This is a genomic window from Martelella radicis, from assembly GCF_014196625.1.
In the GTDB taxonomy this organism is placed as follows: domain Bacteria; phylum Pseudomonadota; class Alphaproteobacteria; order Rhizobiales; family Rhizobiaceae; genus Martelella; species Martelella radicis.
On record NZ_JACIDZ010000009.1, the window covers coordinates 85908 to 101712 of the forward strand.

Sequence of the window (15805 nt, forward strand, 5' to 3'; positions counted from 1 at the left end):
CCGTTCAGACCCTGACGGAGGCCCAGGCGGGAATGATCTCGCAGGAAAGCTTGCGCGTCATCTGCCGGCGGGCGAGCGCCAGGGGCGACTTGCCGCAGGCCTCCGCCTTTTCCACGGCGAGCGGCTTGGGCAAAAGCACGCCGACTTCGAGCGGGCAGCGTGGCTTGAACAGCACATGCCACAACGACCGGCGGTGCTGCCGCGAGCGGGAAAACCGCGCCGGCCGCGTCTCCAGTGCCATATATTCGAAGATGGCCTCCACCCAGCCGGATAGCGGGCGTGCGCCGGGCTCCAGAACGAGGATCCAGTCGCCGCGCGCCTGTCGCATCACGTCCGGCAGGTCCCAGGCGCGCAGATAACGGCATCCGGCCGCCTCGGCGACGCGCTCCGTTCCGTCGCCCGAACCGTGGTCGAGGACGATGACATCGCTGACAAGCCCCTCGATCGCGCCGACGACCAGCGTCGAAAGCGTGTGGGCGAGTTCCGCCTCGTGATTGTTGGTTTCGATTACGACGCTCAGCATGATGGGTACTTATTGCAAAAGTAAGGGCTTGTTGCAAAGGGGAACCATATATGTTCTTGTTTTGTTCTGGCGATTGCGATAAGTTTGCGCTGATGTGTTGCCGCCGGTCCATGTCTTTAGGGCCGAAACCGCCGAGGAGGTCTGATCATGGATGATGCCTTCATTACCGATTTTGCCGACAGTCCCGTGCCGGAGCGTCATCTCGAGCCGGTTGCGCGCGAGACGCGGCGGGGCCGTGCCGCGACCGCCAATCCCGATGGCCGCTTCGAGACGGTCTCGCGCGAACGCTTCGATGATGGCTGGGACCTTGACGATGATCTGCCTGCACTTGCAACGGATGTGCAGGTGGAAAAGGCGAAGACGATCATCACCCGCAACACCTCGCCGGATGTGCCCTTCGAACGTTCGATCAATCCCTATCGCGGCTGCGAGCACGGCTGCATCTATTGTTTCGCCCGTCCGAGCCATGGCTTCATGGGGCTCTCCTCCGGGCTCGATTTCGAGACGAAGCTGTTTGCCAAGCCGGATGCGGCCCGTCAGCTCGCCCGCGAACTGGCAAAGCCCGGCTACAGGGCCAAGACGATCGCGATCGGCACCAATACCGATCCCTATCAGCCGGTCGAGAGAACCTGGCGTATCATGAGGCAGGTGCTGGAGGTTCTGGCCGAGGCCAACCATCCTGTGTCGATCACCACCAAATCGGCGCTCGTGCTGCGCGATCTCGATATTCTGTCGGTCATGGCGGAAAAGCATCTCGTCAAGGTCGCGGTTTCGGTGACGACGCTTGACCGCAAGCTCGCTCGCGCCATGGAGCCGCGCGCGGCAACGCCGCCGCGCCGGCTCGAGACCATCCGTACGCTTTCGGAAAACGGAATCCCGGTCGGTATTTCGGTGGCGCCGGTCATTCCCGCGCTGACGGATCACGAGATCGAACGCATTCTCGACAGCGGCAAGGCTGCCGGCGCGCGCGAGGCGAGCTATATCCTCCTGCGCCTGCCCCTGGAGGTGGCGCCGCTCTTCAAGGACTGGCTGCTGGAGCACCATCCCGAGCGCTACCGCCATGTCATGAGCCTCATCCGCTCGATGCGCGGCGGCAAGGATTATGACGCCGAATTCGGCAAGCGGATGAAGGGCAGCGGTCCCTATGCCTGGCAGATCGCAAGGCGTTTCGAGCTTGCCGCCAAGCGGCTCGGCCTGGCCCGGCGGGGCAGTGCGCTCAGGGAGGACCTTTTCCAGCCGCCCGACGGGGCTGGCACACAGCTCAATCTGTTCTGATTGCGAGCTCATAGCGCGAGCGGCCGGTCTTTTCCGTCCGTTCGCGCGCCTTTCCGGCCGGCCTTCCCTGGGCTGAGGCCGAAGAAGTCTCCTTAGCCGCCGCAACCGGGCTTCCCGGAAGGAGACTTGCGGGAGATCGGCGGGTCGTGTCAAATGGCTTTATGTCGTTGCATGATCCAGCCGATTCTCCTGCCCTTTTCGACCTGCCGCCTGCCGGCCCCGATTTCGCGCTTGAACAAAGTGCGAAAGCCAGGGGGCTCTGGCCGGTCGCCGGGTGTGACGAGGCCGGGCGCGGTCCGCTTGCGGGACCCGTGGTCGCCGCGGCCGTGATCCTTGATCCCCACCGTATCCCCGACGGGCTGAACGATTCAAAGAAGCTTAGCGCAAAGAGGCGCGAGGACCTGTTCGAGAAGATCATGGCCGATGCCATCGTCTCCATCGCTTCCAGCGGACCGGCGCTGATCGACCGGATCAACATCCTTGCCGCAAGCCTGGATGCGATGCGGCGCGCGGTCTGCGGCCTTTCGCGCCCGCCTGCCCTCGTGCTCGCCGACGGCCGCGATCGTCCGCCGGGCATTGCCTGCGGCGCAGAGGCGGTCATCAAGGGAGACGGGCGGTCGCTTTCGATCGCCGCCGCTTCGATCATCGCCAAGGTAACCCGCGACCGGATGATGACGGCCGCTGGCGTTTTCTACCCGGATTATGGTTTCGACGTGCATGCCGGCTACGGAACGGCGCGGCACCTGACGGCGATCACGGAAGCTGGGCCGTGTCCCCTGCATCGCAGGAGTTTCCGGCCGATACGCGATTATGGGCGGATTGCCGGCGAGGCGGCACGGGATATCGTCGACGGCTGAGGTCTGATCCGGCGCGGCGACCCGAGGCAATGTGGTATGGCGTGAGAGGATCGCAGAAACCGCGTTCCAAAACACCTGAGGTCACAGAGAAAAACGGGAAATGATCGGGAAATTGGATGGTCGGAGTGGCAAGATTCGAACTTGCGACCCCCTCGTCCCGAACGAGGTGCGCTACCAGGCTGCGCTACACTCCGTGACCAGCGGCTGCTCTATAAAACAGCATGCCGTGTTCGGCAAGCGCCTGTCGAAACTTTTTTGATGGTTTTGTCACAAGCCTCCGTTAGCCTGCGCAAGGGCCAGCCGAAGGCGCCTGCCGAACTCTCGGGATCGGCCCGGTTCCAGAAGGAAAACGCGAACTTTATTCCAGATGGAACCATGCAGCGCGTTGCGCGTTGGTAATGGGTCATAGTATCTTGCGGGCGACAATTTTGTTTTAGTGCATTCGTCATGCCGTCGCGCTTGCGCTTATTTGCGTTCCGCCCGGCTTGCAGGATTTTTGAAATGTGTCGGCCGTTTTGTTCTGGCCGCAAATTGCGCCAAAAAAGGGATAGATTGTATCAATGAGTGTGAAATTCGGAACCAGCGGGCTGCGCGGACTCTCGGTGGATCTCCTGGGTGAACCATCCTCCCTCTATTCTGCGGCATTTTGCCGCCATCTGCTGGATACGGGGCAGGCGGAAAAGGGCGCTCCCATTCTTGTGGGCCAGGACTATCGCGAATCAAGTCCCGCCATAGCGGCGAGCTGCATGGGAGCGATTGCCGCCTCGGGTTTTACGCCGGTTGACTGCGGCGCTCTGCCAACCCCGGCGCTCGCCTTTTTCGGGCAGAAACGCAATGCCGCGTCGATCATGATCACCGGTTCGCATATTCCTGCCGATCGCAACGGCATCAAGTTCTACCGCGCCGATGGCGAAATCACCAAGGACGACGAGCAGGCGATTTCCGCCTGGGCGGAAAAGCTGAAGGGCACCGTCAGTACCGGCGATGCCGAAGGCGAGGACATGGCGAGCGAGGCGCTCGCGCTTTTTGGCGCGCGCTGCACATCCATTCTGCCCGAAGATGCGCTTTCGGGCATGAAGATCGGTGTTTACCAGCATTCCACCGTCGCCCGCGACCTGTTCATCGCCGTGCTCGAACATTACGGCGCCGATGTCGTGCCGCTCGGCTTTTCCGAAAACTTCATTCCGGTCGATACCGAAGCCGTTTCGCAAGATACCGTCGACCTGCTTGAGGGCTGGGCGAAGGAGCACGGCCTCGACGCGTTGGTCTCCGCCGATGGCGACGCCGACCGCCCGCTCGTCGCCGACGAGACCGGGACGCCGCTTCGCGGTGACCTGGTCGGGTTGATGACGGCGAACTTTCTCAAGGCGAAAGTCGTGGTCACGCCGGTAACGTCCAATTCCGGCATCGAGAAGAACGGCGACTTCGAAGTCGTGCGCACCCGCGTCGGCTCCCCCTTCGTCATCGCCGGCATGATGGAAGCGCTGTCCGAGGGCAATGACGGAGTCATGGGGTTTGAGGCCAATGGCGGACTGCTGACCGCTTCGCCCTTCCGCCCGGCCGATGACACGATCGCGGCGCTGCCGACGCGCGACTGCTTCCTGCCGATCCTGTCTGCGCTTTATCTCGCGGCCAAGGACAAGCGGGCGATGTCGAAACTGGCGAGCGCCTACAGCCTGCCGGTCGCAGATGCCGATCGCATCAAGGATTTTGCGCAAGAGCGCAGTGCAGCGCTCATGGCTTTCCTGCGCGAACGCGACGAGAACCTCTCGGCCTTTCTCGAGCCGGTCGGTACGGTTGCAGGCCGGAGCGATATCGACGGTCTGCGGGTGACGCTTGATGACGGACGCATCATCCATTTCCGTCCCTCGGGCAATGCGCCGGAAATGCGCTGCTATGTCGAGGCGGAAACGGCAGAAGCGGCGCGTGACCTGCTGAAGCAGGGCCTCTCCCTGATCGAGGGTTTCAAGGCCGACTGACCTGATCCCATTTTCACAAGTCATTTGAAGAAAAATCATTGGAGCAACAAGACTATGACCAGCAAGATCGTTCCCGTCATCATGGCCGGCGGCAAGGGCACGCGGCTCTGGCCGCTTTCGCGCGCCACCGCGCCGAAGCAGTTCATCCGGTTCCTCGGGCCGAAGACGCTTTACCAGAAGACGCTGGAGCGGGTCTCCGACAGTGATCGCTACGAGGCGCCGATCATCCTGACGAACGAGGATTTCCGCTTTCTCGCAGCCGAGCAGGCGCGCGAGATCGACATGGAACTGACGGGCATCATCCTGGAGCCGATCGCGCGCAATACGGCGCCCGCCGTGGCCGCCGCCGCCGCGCTGGTGCGCGCCAATTTCGGCGAGGATGCGATCATGCAGGTGTTCGCCTCCGACCATGAGATCGAGGCCGGACCGGACTATTTCGCCTGCATCGACACGGCCTTTGCCGCCGCCAAATCCGGCAAGCTCGTGACCTTCGGCATCGAGCCGACGGAACCGGCCACCGGCTATGGCTATATCGAGGCCGGCGAGGAGCTGCCCTCGGGCGCGCGCAAGGTCGCCCGGTTCATCGAAAAGCCGGAACTGGCCAAGGCCGAGGAAATGCTGGCCGCAGGCAACTACACCTGGAACTCCGGCATCTTCATGTTCCCGATCTCCGTTCTGGTGCGTGAACTTGAGGCCTATGCGCCGGAGGTGATGCAATATGCCGAGCAGGCCGTTCTGAAGGATGAAAGCGACCTCGAACTCGACTTCATCCGGCTCGACAAGGACGCGTTTGAAAAATGCCCGGACATTTCCATCGACTATGCGGTGATGGAAAAGACCGATGCCGCCGCCGTGGTCCCTTCGGCCTTCTCCTGGTCCGATCTCGGCTCGTGGGATGCGGTCTGGAAGGATGGCGACCAGGACGCCGACGGCAACGTGATCGCCGCCGACGCGACGCTGGTCGACACGACGAATTCGCTGGTCATCTCGCGCGACCTGCATGTCGCCATGCAGGGCCTTGACGGCATGGCCGTGATCGCCTCGGAAGACGCCGTTTATGTCGGCAAGCTTTCCGACAGCCAGAATGTCGGCAATATCGTAAAAATGCTTAAGGCGCAGAAGGAAACCAAGGCGCTTGCCGAGGAGCATCCGACTTCCTATCGTCCGTGGGGCGGCTATACCTCGATCATCAAGGGTGAGCGTTTCCAGGCCAAGCGCATCTTCGTCAAGCCCGGCAAGAAGCTGTCCTTGCAGAAGCACCACCACCGCGCCGAACACTGGATCGTGGTCAAGGGCACGGCCGAGGTGACGGTCGACGAGGATGTGAGGATGCTGACGGAAAACCAGTCGGTCTATATCCCGCTCGGCGCCGTGCACCGGCTTTCCAACCCCGGCAAGATCACGCTGGAACTGATCGAGGTCCAGACCGGTTCCTATCTCGGCGAGGACGACATCATCCGTATCGTCGACGATTTCGGTCGCGGCTGATCCGTCCGGCAAAGAAGATACAGGGCCCGCTCCGGCTGATGTTGGGGCGGGCTTTCTTGCGTCAGAACGGATGAATGTCGAGAAATCGTCCATGATAAAATCCATCCGCGCAAATATAAATGTCTAAGAAGGCATGTGACGCAACGTTGTCGCGGGCGCTCTTGACCATGCCGCCCGACCCGCTATATCGTTGCGTCACAACGCCTCAAACCGGGCGCAACACTTCCCATTCAGCTTCGAAGGGCACGGGCAAGATGATTGAAACCCCTTATCTTCTATTTCTCGGCGATGCGCCCGATGCGCTGGCCGCCAAGGTCGCTCAGGGCATCAAGGACTGGCGGCCGGAATATGCCATAGGCCAGCTCCGTCTCGAGGGTTGCAAGGCTGACATGAAGCTGCCGGACCTCACCATTGCCGAGGCGGTGGAAAAGGGCGTGAAGACGCTGGTTATCGGCGTTGCCAATCGCGGCGGAGTGATCTCGCCGGCCTGGAAGGCGGTGCTGATCGAAGCGCTCGAAGCCGGCCTCGACCTAGCCTCCGGACTGCACAACCTGCTGCGCAACGAGCCAGACCTTGCCGCAAAGGCGAAGGAACTTGGCCGCACGCTGCATGACGTCCGCATTCCCGCCGTGCAATATCCGATCGCAAACGGCAAGAAGCGCACCGGCAAGCGCATGCTCGCCGTCGGCACGGATTGCTCCGTCGGCAAGATGTACACCGCGCTCTGCGTTGAAAAGGCGATGCGGGAAAAGGGCCTGAAGGCCACATTCCGCGCCACCGGCCAGACCGGCATCCTGATCACCGGCGAAGGCGTGCCGCTCGATGCGGTGATCGCCGATTTCATGGCCGGATCGGTCGAATATCTGACGCCGGACAATGACGCCGACCACTGGGACCTGATCGAAGGGCAGGGCAGCCTGTTCCACGCGTCCTATTCCGGCGTTACCATGGCGCTCGTCCATGGCGGCCAGCCGGATGCGCTGGTGCTCTGCCATGAGCCCAACCGTCCGCATATGCGCGGCCTGCCCGACTACCAGCTGCCGAGCCTCGAGACGCTGCAGGACCTCGCCCTGCAGGTCGCCCGCATCGTCAATCCGGATTGCAAGGTTGTCGGCATTTCCGTCAACACTTCGGCCATGTCGGATGAGGAAGCGCTCGCCTATTGCCGTGAGACCGAGGCGCGCATGGGCCTGCCGACGGTCGACCCCTTCCGCCACGGGGCGGAGCGGCTCGCAGACGCGCTTGCCGCGCTATGACCGGCATTACGGTCACCGCGCGCGAAGACGTCTTTCCCGTCGCCGGCAGCTTCACCATCTCGCGCGGCTCGCGCACGGAAATCCGCGTCGTCACCGTCACGCTTTCGGATGGCGAACATAGCGGGCGCGGCGAATCCGTGCCCTATGCCCGCTATGGCGAAACGGTCGATGGCGTGATCGCCGATATTCTGGCGCTTGAGGGCGAGATTGCCGGCGGGCTCGACAGGATCGCGCTGCAGCAGCGGATGAAGCCCGGCGCGGCGCGCAACGCGCTCGACTGCGCCTTCTGGGATCTCGAGGCCAAGCGCGCCGGCAAGCCGGTCTGGCAGCTTGCAGGGCTTTCAAAGCCCGGACCGCTCGTCACCGCCTACACGATCTCGCTCGGAACGCCGGAGACGATGCAGGCGCAGGCGGCCAGGAACGCCCATCGTCCTCTGCTCAAGGTCAAGCTCGGAACGGATGACGACCGCGGCCGCATCGAGGCGGTGCGCGCCGGCGCGCCGGACGCAACGATCATCGTCGATGCCAATGAAGGCTGGACGGTGGAGGCCTATCAGAAGCTTGCGCCCGAGCTTGTACGCCTCGGCGTGGCGCTGGTGGAACAGCCGCTGCCGGCTGGCGATGACGCGGCCCTCGCCGAGATCGACCGTCCGCTGCCGGTCTGCGCCGATGAAAGCTGCCATGCGCGCCCCTCGCTTGAAAGCCTCAAGGGCAAGTATGACGCCATCAACATCAAGATCGACAAGACCGGCGGGCTGACGGAGGCGCTCCTGTTGAAGAAGGAAGCGATGGCGGCCGGCTTTCAGATCATGACCGGCTGCATGCTCGGCACCTCGCTCGCCATGGCGCCCGCCATGCTGGTCGCGGAAGGCGCCCCCTTCGTCGATCTCGACGGCCCGCTTCTTCTGGCAAAGGACCGCGACAATGCGATCGCCTTCGAAGGCTCGGTCATGCACCCGGCCGATCCGGCGCTGTGGGGGTAGGCCCCTGCCTCAACTTCGCGTCCAGGAGGGAAACGGATCGGTGAGGCCTTCGAAATCGCGGTCGTTGAAGACAGGGCCCGCTTCGATCAGGCAATCGTCAAGCGCCTTTCGGATCGCCGCCTGGTCCATCCCCGCGCCGATGAAGACGATTTCCTGACGCCGGTCGCCATAGGTTTCGTCCCAGCAATCATCGATCATCTGCCGTAGCTCCGGCGCATTCGGCCAGCGGTTTCTCGGCACGGCGGCCCACCAGCGCCCCAGCGGGCCAGAGCGCACGATCGCGCCGGCAAGCGAGAATTCGCCGGCGAAATCCGGCCGCGTCGCCAGCCAGAAATGACCCTTGGCGCGGATCAGACCAGGGTAGTTCATCCGCGTGAAAGCATCGAATTTCAGTGGATCGAATGGCGCGCGCGCCCGGTAGACGAAGCTCGAAATGCCGTATTCCTCGGTCTCCGGCACATGGTCGGCAAAGCCGTAGAGTTCCTTGGCCCAGAGCGGATGCTGGCTCGCCTTGTCCTCGCTGAAAAGGCCGGTATCGAGCAACGCGTCAAGATCGACACGGCTGAAATCGGTTTCGATGATCTTCGCGTCGGCATTGAGTGCGCGGACGACCTTGACGACGTTTTCACGCTCCTCGGGCGTCACGTCGGAAACCTTGTTGACGACGACGACATCGGCGAATTCGATCTGCTCGACATGAAGATCGACCAGCGTGCGTTCATCGCCATTGCCCGCCACCTCGCCGCGATCCTTCAGGAATTCATGGCCGCCATACTCCCTGAGCAGGTTCACCGCATCGACGACCGTCACCATGGTATCGAGCCGGGCGAGGTCGGAAAGGCTCTCGCCGCGCTCGTCGCGCCATGAAAAGGTCGCAGCCACCGGCAGCGGTTCGGCGATGCCGGTTCCTTCGATGAGGAGATAGTCGAAGCGTCTTTCCTCAGAAAGCCGGCGCACTTCCGTCAGAAGATCGTCTCGCAACGTGCAGCAGATGCACCCATTCGTCATCTCGACCATGGTTTCCTCGGTCCGCGACAGATCGGCGCCACCCTCGCGCACGAGATCGGCGTCGATGTTCACCTCGCTCATGTCGTTGACGATCACCGCGACCCGCCGTCCTTCGCGATTGTTGAGAATATGGTTGAGAAGAGTCGTCTTGCCGGCGCCGAGAAAGCCCGAAAGCACGGTGACGGGAAGACGGGTGTCATTGGTTTGGAGCATGGGTCAAAGTCCTTGCGGTGCGCGAGAATGCCAATCGGACAGTCGTCGTTCGGCTGATAAATGTTATAACGTAACGTAGTAACCAAAAGCCTGACTGGCGTCAACTCGTGGCGGCAGGACAGAATGAGACAGACCTTCCAGGTGTGGTTCGGACCTCGTTGTGGATCCTTCGGTCGAATCCGAGGCGTTACCGCATAGCCCCCAAATCTTCTCGCCCCGGAGGGGAGAGATGTCGCGACAGCGACAGTGAGGGGGGAGTCTATCCACTCGGACGCTCTCACGTTTGGCAATGCCGCATCATCCTCACTGCCCCTGTCGCGGCATCCCTCCCGCAGGCGGGAGAGAGTATTGGGAACAAGCCGCGAGGCCATATACGGTCGCCCTGCGGTCGAGAGTGGGGATGCTGCAGAATAAGGGCGAGGATTTTTCAGCGAGCCATGGCAGGCGATTCCCGCTAAACGCGGACAGGCGGCGGAGGCGTTCGGTCGCGCCGGCTCATCGCATCCGCTGAAAACTCATCGAGATATGGGCGCGGCGCATGTGGCCGACGGCGTCGCGGTTGCCGCTTTCGAGCGCGGTCAGGATATCGGCGGTTTCGCGGCAGTAGATCTCGGCCTCGTTTTCAAGGTCGATATCGGAGGCGGTGATCGCCTGCAGCCAGATGCGGGCAGTGCGGAAATAGAGCCGTTCGCTTGCTTCCCTCAGCGCCATATTCTCCGTCAGCTCAAGCAATTGCAGCAGCATGTCGCGGTCGAGCACGGCAAAGTCACGGGGTGACGGATTGCGCCGCAGCGCCTCGGCGCGGGCATGCATCACCCTGAAGGCGTCGATCAGGTCCAGCGTCAGCTCCGCCGGATCAAGGCTCGTCGTCAGCACGATCAGTTCCATGCGCAGGCGGTAGACCTGTGCCAGTTCATCGAGGTCGACATCGGTGACGATGGTGCCGACGCCGTGGACCGACTGCAGCAGGCCTTCATCTTCGAGCCGCGCCAGTACGCGCCGGAGCGGCGTGCGCGACATGCCGAATTCTTCCGCCAGCGCCGTCTCAGACAGCTTCTCGCCGGGCGGATAGTCGAGCATGCAGATGCGCTCGCGGATGATGTCGTGGATCTGCTCCAGCCGGTCGCGACCGGTCGGCGCCTCGATGACGTCCTCCTCGCTCATGCCCAGCGCTCCGCGAGGCGGTCGAGCATGGCAAGGCATTGCGAAAGCTGCTCGGCGCTGATGAACTCATCCGGCTTGTGCGCCTGATCGATCGAGCCCGGCCCGCAGACCACGACGTCCATGCCGATCTCCTGAAAGAAGCCGGCTTCCGTGCCGAAGGGCACGACGTCCGCCCGGTTCTCGCCGGTGAGCGCAAAGGCGAGATCGCGGGCGCTGTTGGCGTCTTTGGGAAAGAGCGCGGCCGCCTCGCCGATTACCTCCGTCTCTATTCCCGCTTCCGGCGTGTGGCGGCGCATCTCGGGCAGGAGTTTCGTGCGGCAGTATTCGGCGATCTCCTGCTTCACATAGCCAAGGTCCTCGGCCACCACCGGTCGCGTTTCCCATTTCAGCACCGCGCGCGGGGCAATCACGTTGTGCGACATGCCGCCCTCCAGCCCGCCGACATTGAGCGTGGCATAGGGCGGTTCGTAGCGCGAGCCGACGGGCGCGCGGGCGATCAGCCCGTCGCGCAGTTCCAGCAGGCGGGAGATGTAGCGCGCGGCATATTCCACGGCGTTGACCCCGGCATCCGGCGCGGAGGAGTGGCCGGAGCGGCCTGTAAAGGTCACGGTATATTCGCAGCACCCCTTGTGGCCCTCGATCACTCGCATCAGCGTCGGCTCGCCGACGATGGCAAGACCCGGGCGGATGTCGCGGTCCTTCAGATGTTCGACCAGGTTTTTCGCGCCGATGCAGCCGACCTCCTCGTCATGGGTGAAGGCGAAGTGGATCGGGCGCTTTTCCGCGACCGCCGCAAGCTGTTCGCGCCGGGCAAGGCAGCAGGCGATGAAGCCTTTCATGTCGCAGGTGCCGCGCCCGTAGAACCGACCGTCGCGTTCGGCCAGTTCAAACGGGTCGCTCATCCACATATGTTCATCGACCGGCACGACATCGGTGTGACCGGAGAGCATCAGGCCGCCTGCAACGTCCGGCCCGAGCGAGGCGAAGAGATTGGCCTTGGTGCCCGTCTCGTCGGTGAAGATCTCCACCCGCGCGCCGACATCGGCCAACCTGTCGGCGATATAGGCGATCACCGGCAGGTTGCTTGTCGACGAGACCGAGGGGAAGGCGATGAGATCGGCCAGAATGTCGCGGCAGGCGGCAAGTTCGGACATTTGGACCCTCAGCCTTTCACGAACAGCTTGCGTTCGATATTGCAGAGCGCCTCAGCCGGGCCGTTCTCCTTGATCAGGATGGTCTCGGTGATTTCCAGCCCCCAGTCGTCCATCCACAGGCCGGGCATGAAATGCAGCGTCATGCCCGGCTTCAGAAGCGTGTCGTCGCTGGTGCGGATGGAGACCGTGTGCTCGCCCCAGTCCGGCGGATAGGCAAGGCCGGTGGCATAGCCGCAGCGGTTCGGCCGCTCGATGCCGACCTTCCAGAGTTCCCGTTCCATGGCGGCGGCGATATCGCCGGCGCGGTTTCCGGCCTTCGCTGCCTCGATGCCGGCGTTGAGCCCGGCAACGGCGGCATCGGCGGCCCGCTTCATGTGGTCCGGCGGCGTGCCGAAGAAGACGGTGCGCGACAGCGGCGCATGGTAACGGCGATAGCAGCCAGCCTGCTCGATGAAGGTTGCCTCGCCCATGCGGAATTCATCGCTGTTCCAGGTAAGGTGCGGGGCCGATGCATCGGCGCCCGATGGCAGGAGCGGCATGATGGCGGGGTAGTCGCCCCAGGCGTCATCAACGCCGTCGATCGCCGCCTTCATCAGTTCGCCGACGAAACGGTTCTTCTTCATGCCCGGCTCGGCGATCTCCATCGCATGCGACATCACCTTGTCGGAAATCTTCGCCGCCTTGCGCATGAAGGCGATCTCCTCGTCCGACTTGACCACGCGCTGCCAGTCGACAAGGCCGGAAGCGTCAATGATCGTCGCGTCGGGGAGACCGGCGACGAGCGCCTTGTGACCGGCCGCGGAATAGTAATAGGCGGTCATCTCCACGCCGATGCGGTTTCCGCCATGGCCGAGTTCCCGGATCTTGTCGGCAAGGTCATCCATCGGGTGGCAGTCGGCGGCCTGCACATAACGATCGGCGTAGTAGATGATGTGGTCCTCATCGATATAGGAGGTGCGGCGCGCGCCGTTGGCATCCATCAGCCTGCCCCACCAGAACGGCATGCCTGTGGGGGTCACAAGAACGGCCTGGTCGACATAAAAGGACCAGCCGTCATAGCCGGTCAGCCAGTTCATGCCGGCAGGGGCTGTGACGACCAGCACATCGAGCCCCGCGGCGTCCATGGCCTTGCGGGTCAGCGCCAGGCGGCGGTCATATTCGGATCTGGAAAAAGGCAGCGCTGGCATGGTTCCCTCATATTATTTGTGCACAACAGACGCAGGAGATCGGAAATAAGCGTAAAAAGAAACGAAAATCGACAAATTTAAACCCGCTTCCGGGTTGACTTTCATGCCTTGTCGCCGTGTTGTATACAACACGTTTTCCGTGTCCGGTGCAATAGGTTTCAAACGTCAAAAACACCCGGACGATGCAGTTCTTCAAACACCCGCACCGCGAGGATAATGATGCTCACAAACGACCAGCTCGACCGTTTCGACCGCGAGAATTTCTTTCATCCCTCGACCCATCTTGCCCAGCATGCGCGCGGCGAAAGCGCCAGCCGCATCGTCAAGACGGGCAAGGGCGTGTTCATCGAGGACCGCGACGGGAAGAAGCTTCTGGACGCCTTCGGCGGGCTTTACTGCGTCAATGTCGGCTATGGGCAGGAAAGCATCATCGAGGCGATCGCCGAGCAGGCGAAAGAGCTTGCCTATTACCATGCCTATGCCGGCCACGGCACGGAAGCGGCGATCAATCTGGCCAAGATGGTGATCGACCGCGCGCCGGAGCACATGTCCAAGGTCTATTTCGGCCTGTCGGGATCGGATGCCAACGAGACCAATATCAAGCTCGTCTGGTACTACAACAACATCCTCGGCCGTCCGGAGAAGAAGAAGATCATTTCCCGCTGGCGCGGCTATCACGGCTCGGGGCTGATGACCGGCTCGCTGACCGGCCTTCCCGGCTTCCAGCGGAAATTCGATCTGCCGCTGGAACGCGTGTTCCACACGGAAGCGCCCTATTATTACCGCCGCAAGGATCTCGCCATGAGCGAGTCCGATTTCGTCGCCTATTGCGTGGCCGAACTCGAACACCGGATCGAGCGTGAGGGCGCCGATACGATCGCCGCCTTCATCGGCGAGCCGGTTCTGGGGACGGGCGGTCTCGTGCCCCCGCCCGAAGGCTATTGGGAAGCGATTTCCGCCGTTCTGGAAAAGCACGACATCCTGCTGATCGCCGATGAGGTCGTCACCGGCTTCGGCCGTCTCGGCACCATGTTCGGCTCGGCGCATTTCGGCCTGAAGCCCGACCTGATCACCATCGCCAAGGGGTTGACCTCCGCCTATGCGCCGCTGTCCGGCTCCATCGTCTCGGAGAAGATGTGGAAGGTTCTGGAACAGGGCACGGACGAAAACGGTCCGATCGGCCATGGCTGGACCTACTCCGCCCACCCGATCGGGGCGGCCGCCGGCGTTGCCAATCTGAAGCTGATCGACGAACTGGGTCTCGTCAAGAACGCCGGCGAGACCGGCGCCTATTTCCGCGCCGCGATGAAGGACGCGCTCGGCGACCATGTCCATGTCGGCGATGTGCGCGGTGAGGGCATGCTGCTGGCCGTCGAATTCGTCAAGGATCGCGAAAGCCGCACCTTCTTCGATCCGGAGGAAAAGATCGGCTACAAGCTCGCCGCCGCGCTCCTGTCGGAAGGCGTGATTGCCCGCGCCATGCCGGAAGGCGACATTCTGGGTTACGCCCCGCCGCTCTGCCTGACGCGCGAGGAAGCCGACCAGATCGTTGCCGCAACGAAGAAGGCGGTGACGACGGTTCTCGGCTGAGGGAAAGGCCTGTCGTTCTGGCAGTTATTGAGATCGGCAAAAGCCCGGCAAAAGCGAAACCAGGGACACAGTCAGTCGAAGTAGGGCAGACGAACATCGGGCAGGGAACCGATCTCCCCCTTGAGGGGGAGATGCCCCGACAGGGGCAGAGGGGGTGAAGTGCCCGCAACTGAACACGGTGCAAGAGGCCAGGTTCATTACCCCCCTCTGTCACGTTCGCGACATCTCCCCCTCAAGGGGGGAGATTGTTGGGGGGCGGGAGCGATCGCCTGAGAGCGCTGCTCTTGCCCGAAGATACGCCGGAACAGACCGGCTGGCCCGATCTCTGCGACAACGGCAGAGAAGCCGGTGTCCCCGAGGTTAACGCATCCTCACTCACGCGTTCACGCTCTCTCAACCCTCATGGATCGGATTTTGATAACCATTCATCCGGGTTGGATTTTCTTAACCCTGCTTGTTAAGGCGGCTGGTAAGAACCTCGCCTATGATGGCCCTCAGACGGACGGAAAAGTCCGCAGCAAGAAAAGCCGGATACCGGCGACAGAGCCAAAGGGTGATCAGATGACGAATTCGCAGGTCAAGAGGGGGAATGAGGAACCGGTTCTGAGGATAGATCCGGCGCACTTCCCGCAGAAATTCTCCTATGTCGCCAAGGGCTCCGAGGCTCGCATCGGCGTCAAGCTCGACAGCCGGGGCGCCGTTGTTCGCCGCAACCTGCCCTCAAGCAACCTTCCCTTTTCCATCGCGCTTCCGGGCCGGGCCTTCAAGGGCGTTGCCGCCCGCGCCGTTGCCCATGCCGATGGCGGCATCACGGTGACGCTGGAACTGCACCACGCCGATCCGGAACTCTGCATTCCGCTGCTTGTCGCCCATGATCTGAGCGAAATTGTGGCCGACTGGCAGGACTGGGCGCTGCTTTATGATATTCCGATGATGATGGTTGAGGCCGACGGCATTGCCCGTCCGGTGGATTTCAAGCCGCACCAGGCCGTTGCCGCCAATGATGATGCCGCAGGTCCCGCCCGCCGCGCTGCCGCCCGCAGCATCAAGCGCCTGGCCATGCGGCTCAGCGATTGCCCGATCGGCGTGAAGATGACGGTCAAGGGTCGCGCGGTCGCTGCCTGAGCC

13 protein-coding genes and 1 tRNA gene are annotated in these 15805 nt (G+C 62.7%); 8 read left to right on the top strand and 6 right to left on the bottom strand.

Annotated features, from left to right (window positions below; all coding sequences use genetic code 11):
* Positions 1 to 4: 4 nt before the first annotated feature.
* A complete protein-coding gene (locus GGR30_RS13900) occupies positions 5 to 523 on the bottom strand; it encodes a glycosyltransferase family protein (protein ID WP_183487287.1) in 519 nt (172 codons plus the stop codon).
* A gap of 147 nt (positions 524 to 670) precedes the next feature.
* On the opposite strand from GGR30_RS13900, the gene GGR30_RS13905 reads away from it, so the two are divergent.
* Positions 671 to 1798 (top strand): PA0069 family radical SAM protein, encoded by a 1128-nt coding sequence (locus tag GGR30_RS13905; protein ID WP_183487289.1) that lies wholly within the window; start codon positions 671 to 673, stop codon positions 1796 to 1798.
* A 161-nt stretch (positions 1799 to 1959) separates the two neighbouring features.
* Entirely contained in the window at positions 1960 to 2655 is a 696-nt protein-coding gene (locus tag GGR30_RS13910; protein ID WP_183487552.1) for a ribonuclease HII, read from the top strand.
* 117 nt (positions 2656 to 2772) lie between these two features.
* Here GGR30_RS13910 and GGR30_RS13915 read toward each other — a convergent pair.
* A tRNA-Pro gene (locus GGR30_RS13915) sits at positions 2773 to 2849 on the bottom strand.
* A 366-nt stretch (positions 2850 to 3215) separates the two neighbouring features.
* On the opposite strand from GGR30_RS13915, the gene GGR30_RS13920 reads away from it, so the two are divergent.
* The 4 genes from GGR30_RS13920 (at position 3216) to dgcA (ending at position 8361) form a co-directional block, all read left to right on the top strand.
* Positions 3216 to 4634: a phosphomannomutase gene (locus GGR30_RS13920; protein WP_183487291.1), complete on the top strand. Its 1419-nt coding sequence runs from the start codon at positions 3216 to 3218 to the stop codon at positions 4632 to 4634.
* 54 nt (positions 4635 to 4688) lie between these two features.
* Positions 4689 to 6122 carry a mannose-1-phosphate guanylyltransferase/mannose-6-phosphate isomerase gene (locus GGR30_RS13925; protein WP_183487293.1) on the top strand — a complete coding sequence of 478 codons (1434 nt, stop codon included), beginning with the start codon at positions 4689 to 4691 and terminating at the stop codon, positions 6120 to 6122.
* Positions 6123 to 6376: 254 nt separating this feature from the next.
* Entirely contained in the window at positions 6377 to 7378 is a 1002-nt protein-coding gene (gene dgcN, locus GGR30_RS13930) for an N-acetyltransferase DgcN (protein ID WP_183487295.1), read from the top strand.
* On the top strand, positions 7375 to 8361 hold the full coding sequence (dgcA, locus tag GGR30_RS13935) for an N-acetyl-D-Glu racemase DgcA (protein WP_183487297.1): 987 nt from the start codon (positions 7375 to 7377) through the stop codon (positions 8359 to 8361). The genes dgcN and dgcA overlap by 4 nt, the downstream gene beginning before the upstream one ends.
* Before the next feature lie 9 nt (positions 8362 to 8370).
* On the opposite strand, the gene GGR30_RS13940 is transcribed toward dgcA, so the two are convergent.
* From GGR30_RS13940 to GGR30_RS13955, 4 genes are all read right to left on the bottom strand, one after another.
* Positions 8371 to 9582 carry a GTP-binding protein gene (locus tag GGR30_RS13940; protein WP_183487299.1) on the bottom strand — a complete coding sequence of 404 codons (1212 nt, stop codon included), beginning with the start codon at positions 9580 to 9582 and terminating at the stop codon, positions 8371 to 8373.
* Positions 9583 to 10077: 495 nt separating this feature from the next.
* Positions 10078 to 10746, bottom strand: a complete 669-nt coding sequence (locus GGR30_RS13945; RefSeq protein ID WP_183487302.1) for a GntR family transcriptional regulator — start codon at positions 10744 to 10746, stop codon at positions 10078 to 10080.
* Complete coding sequence (gene argE, locus GGR30_RS13950; protein WP_183487304.1) at positions 10743 to 11900, bottom strand: acetylornithine deacetylase; 1158 nt, start codon at positions 11898 to 11900, stop codon at positions 10743 to 10745. The genes GGR30_RS13945 and argE overlap by 4 nt, the downstream gene beginning before the upstream one ends.
* A gap of 8 nt (positions 11901 to 11908) precedes the next feature.
* A complete protein-coding gene (locus GGR30_RS13955; protein WP_183487306.1) occupies positions 11909 to 13087 on the bottom strand; it encodes a M24 family metallopeptidase in 1179 nt (392 codons plus the stop codon).
* Between the two features lie 219 nt (positions 13088 to 13306).
* On the opposite strand from GGR30_RS13955, the gene GGR30_RS13960 reads away from it, so the two are divergent.
* The gene (locus tag GGR30_RS13960; RefSeq protein ID WP_183487554.1) at positions 13307 to 14677 is read left to right on the top strand and encodes an aspartate aminotransferase family protein; all 1371 of its coding nucleotides are present in this window, start codon (positions 13307 to 13309) and stop codon (positions 14675 to 14677) included.
* Positions 14678 to 15238: 561 nt separating this feature from the next.
* Positions 15239 to 15802 (top strand): DUF6101 family protein, encoded by a 564-nt coding sequence (locus tag GGR30_RS13965; protein ID WP_183487308.1) that lies wholly within the window; start codon positions 15239 to 15241, stop codon positions 15800 to 15802.
* Positions 15803 to 15805: the final 3 nt, after the last annotated feature.

What these genes read in the sequence shown, in the direction of transcription:
- GGR30_RS13900 (WP_183487287.1), bottom strand. Translation starts at nt 523, where the DNA reads ATGCTGAGCGTCGTAATCGAAACCAACAATCACGAGGCGGAACTCGCC.
- GGR30_RS13905 (WP_183487289.1), top strand. Translation starts at nt 671, where the DNA reads ATGGATGATGCCTTCATTACCGATTTTGCCGACAGTCCCGTGCCGGAG.
- GGR30_RS13910 (WP_183487552.1), top strand. Translation starts at nt 1,960, where the DNA reads ATGTCGTTGCATGATCCAGCCGATTCTCCTGCCCTTTTCGACCTGCCG.
- GGR30_RS13920 (WP_183487291.1), top strand. Translation starts at nt 3,216, where the DNA reads ATGAGTGTGAAATTCGGAACCAGCGGGCTGCGCGGACTCTCGGTGGAT.
- GGR30_RS13925 (WP_183487293.1), top strand. Translation starts at nt 4,689, where the DNA reads ATGACCAGCAAGATCGTTCCCGTCATCATGGCCGGCGGCAAGGGCACG.
- dgcN (WP_183487295.1), top strand. Translation starts at nt 6,377, where the DNA reads ATGATTGAAACCCCTTATCTTCTATTTCTCGGCGATGCGCCCGATGCG.
- dgcA (WP_183487297.1), top strand. Translation starts at nt 7,375, where the DNA reads ATGACCGGCATTACGGTCACCGCGCGCGAAGACGTCTTTCCCGTCGCC.
- GGR30_RS13940 (WP_183487299.1), bottom strand. Translation starts at nt 9,582, where the DNA reads ATGCTCCAAACCAATGACACCCGTCTTCCCGTCACCGTGCTTTCGGGC.
- GGR30_RS13945 (WP_183487302.1), bottom strand. Translation starts at nt 10,746, where the DNA reads ATGAGCGAGGAGGACGTCATCGAGGCGCCGACCGGTCGCGACCGGCTG.
- argE (WP_183487304.1), bottom strand. Translation starts at nt 11,900, where the DNA reads ATGTCCGAACTTGCCGCCTGCCGCGACATTCTGGCCGATCTCATCGCC.
- GGR30_RS13955 (WP_183487306.1), bottom strand. Translation starts at nt 13,087, where the DNA reads ATGCCAGCGCTGCCTTTTTCCAGATCCGAATATGACCGCCGCCTGGCG.
- GGR30_RS13960 (WP_183487554.1), top strand. Translation starts at nt 13,307, where the DNA reads ATGCTCACAAACGACCAGCTCGACCGTTTCGACCGCGAGAATTTCTTT.
- GGR30_RS13965 (WP_183487308.1), top strand. Translation starts at nt 15,239, where the DNA reads ATGACGAATTCGCAGGTCAAGAGGGGGAATGAGGAACCGGTTCTGAGG.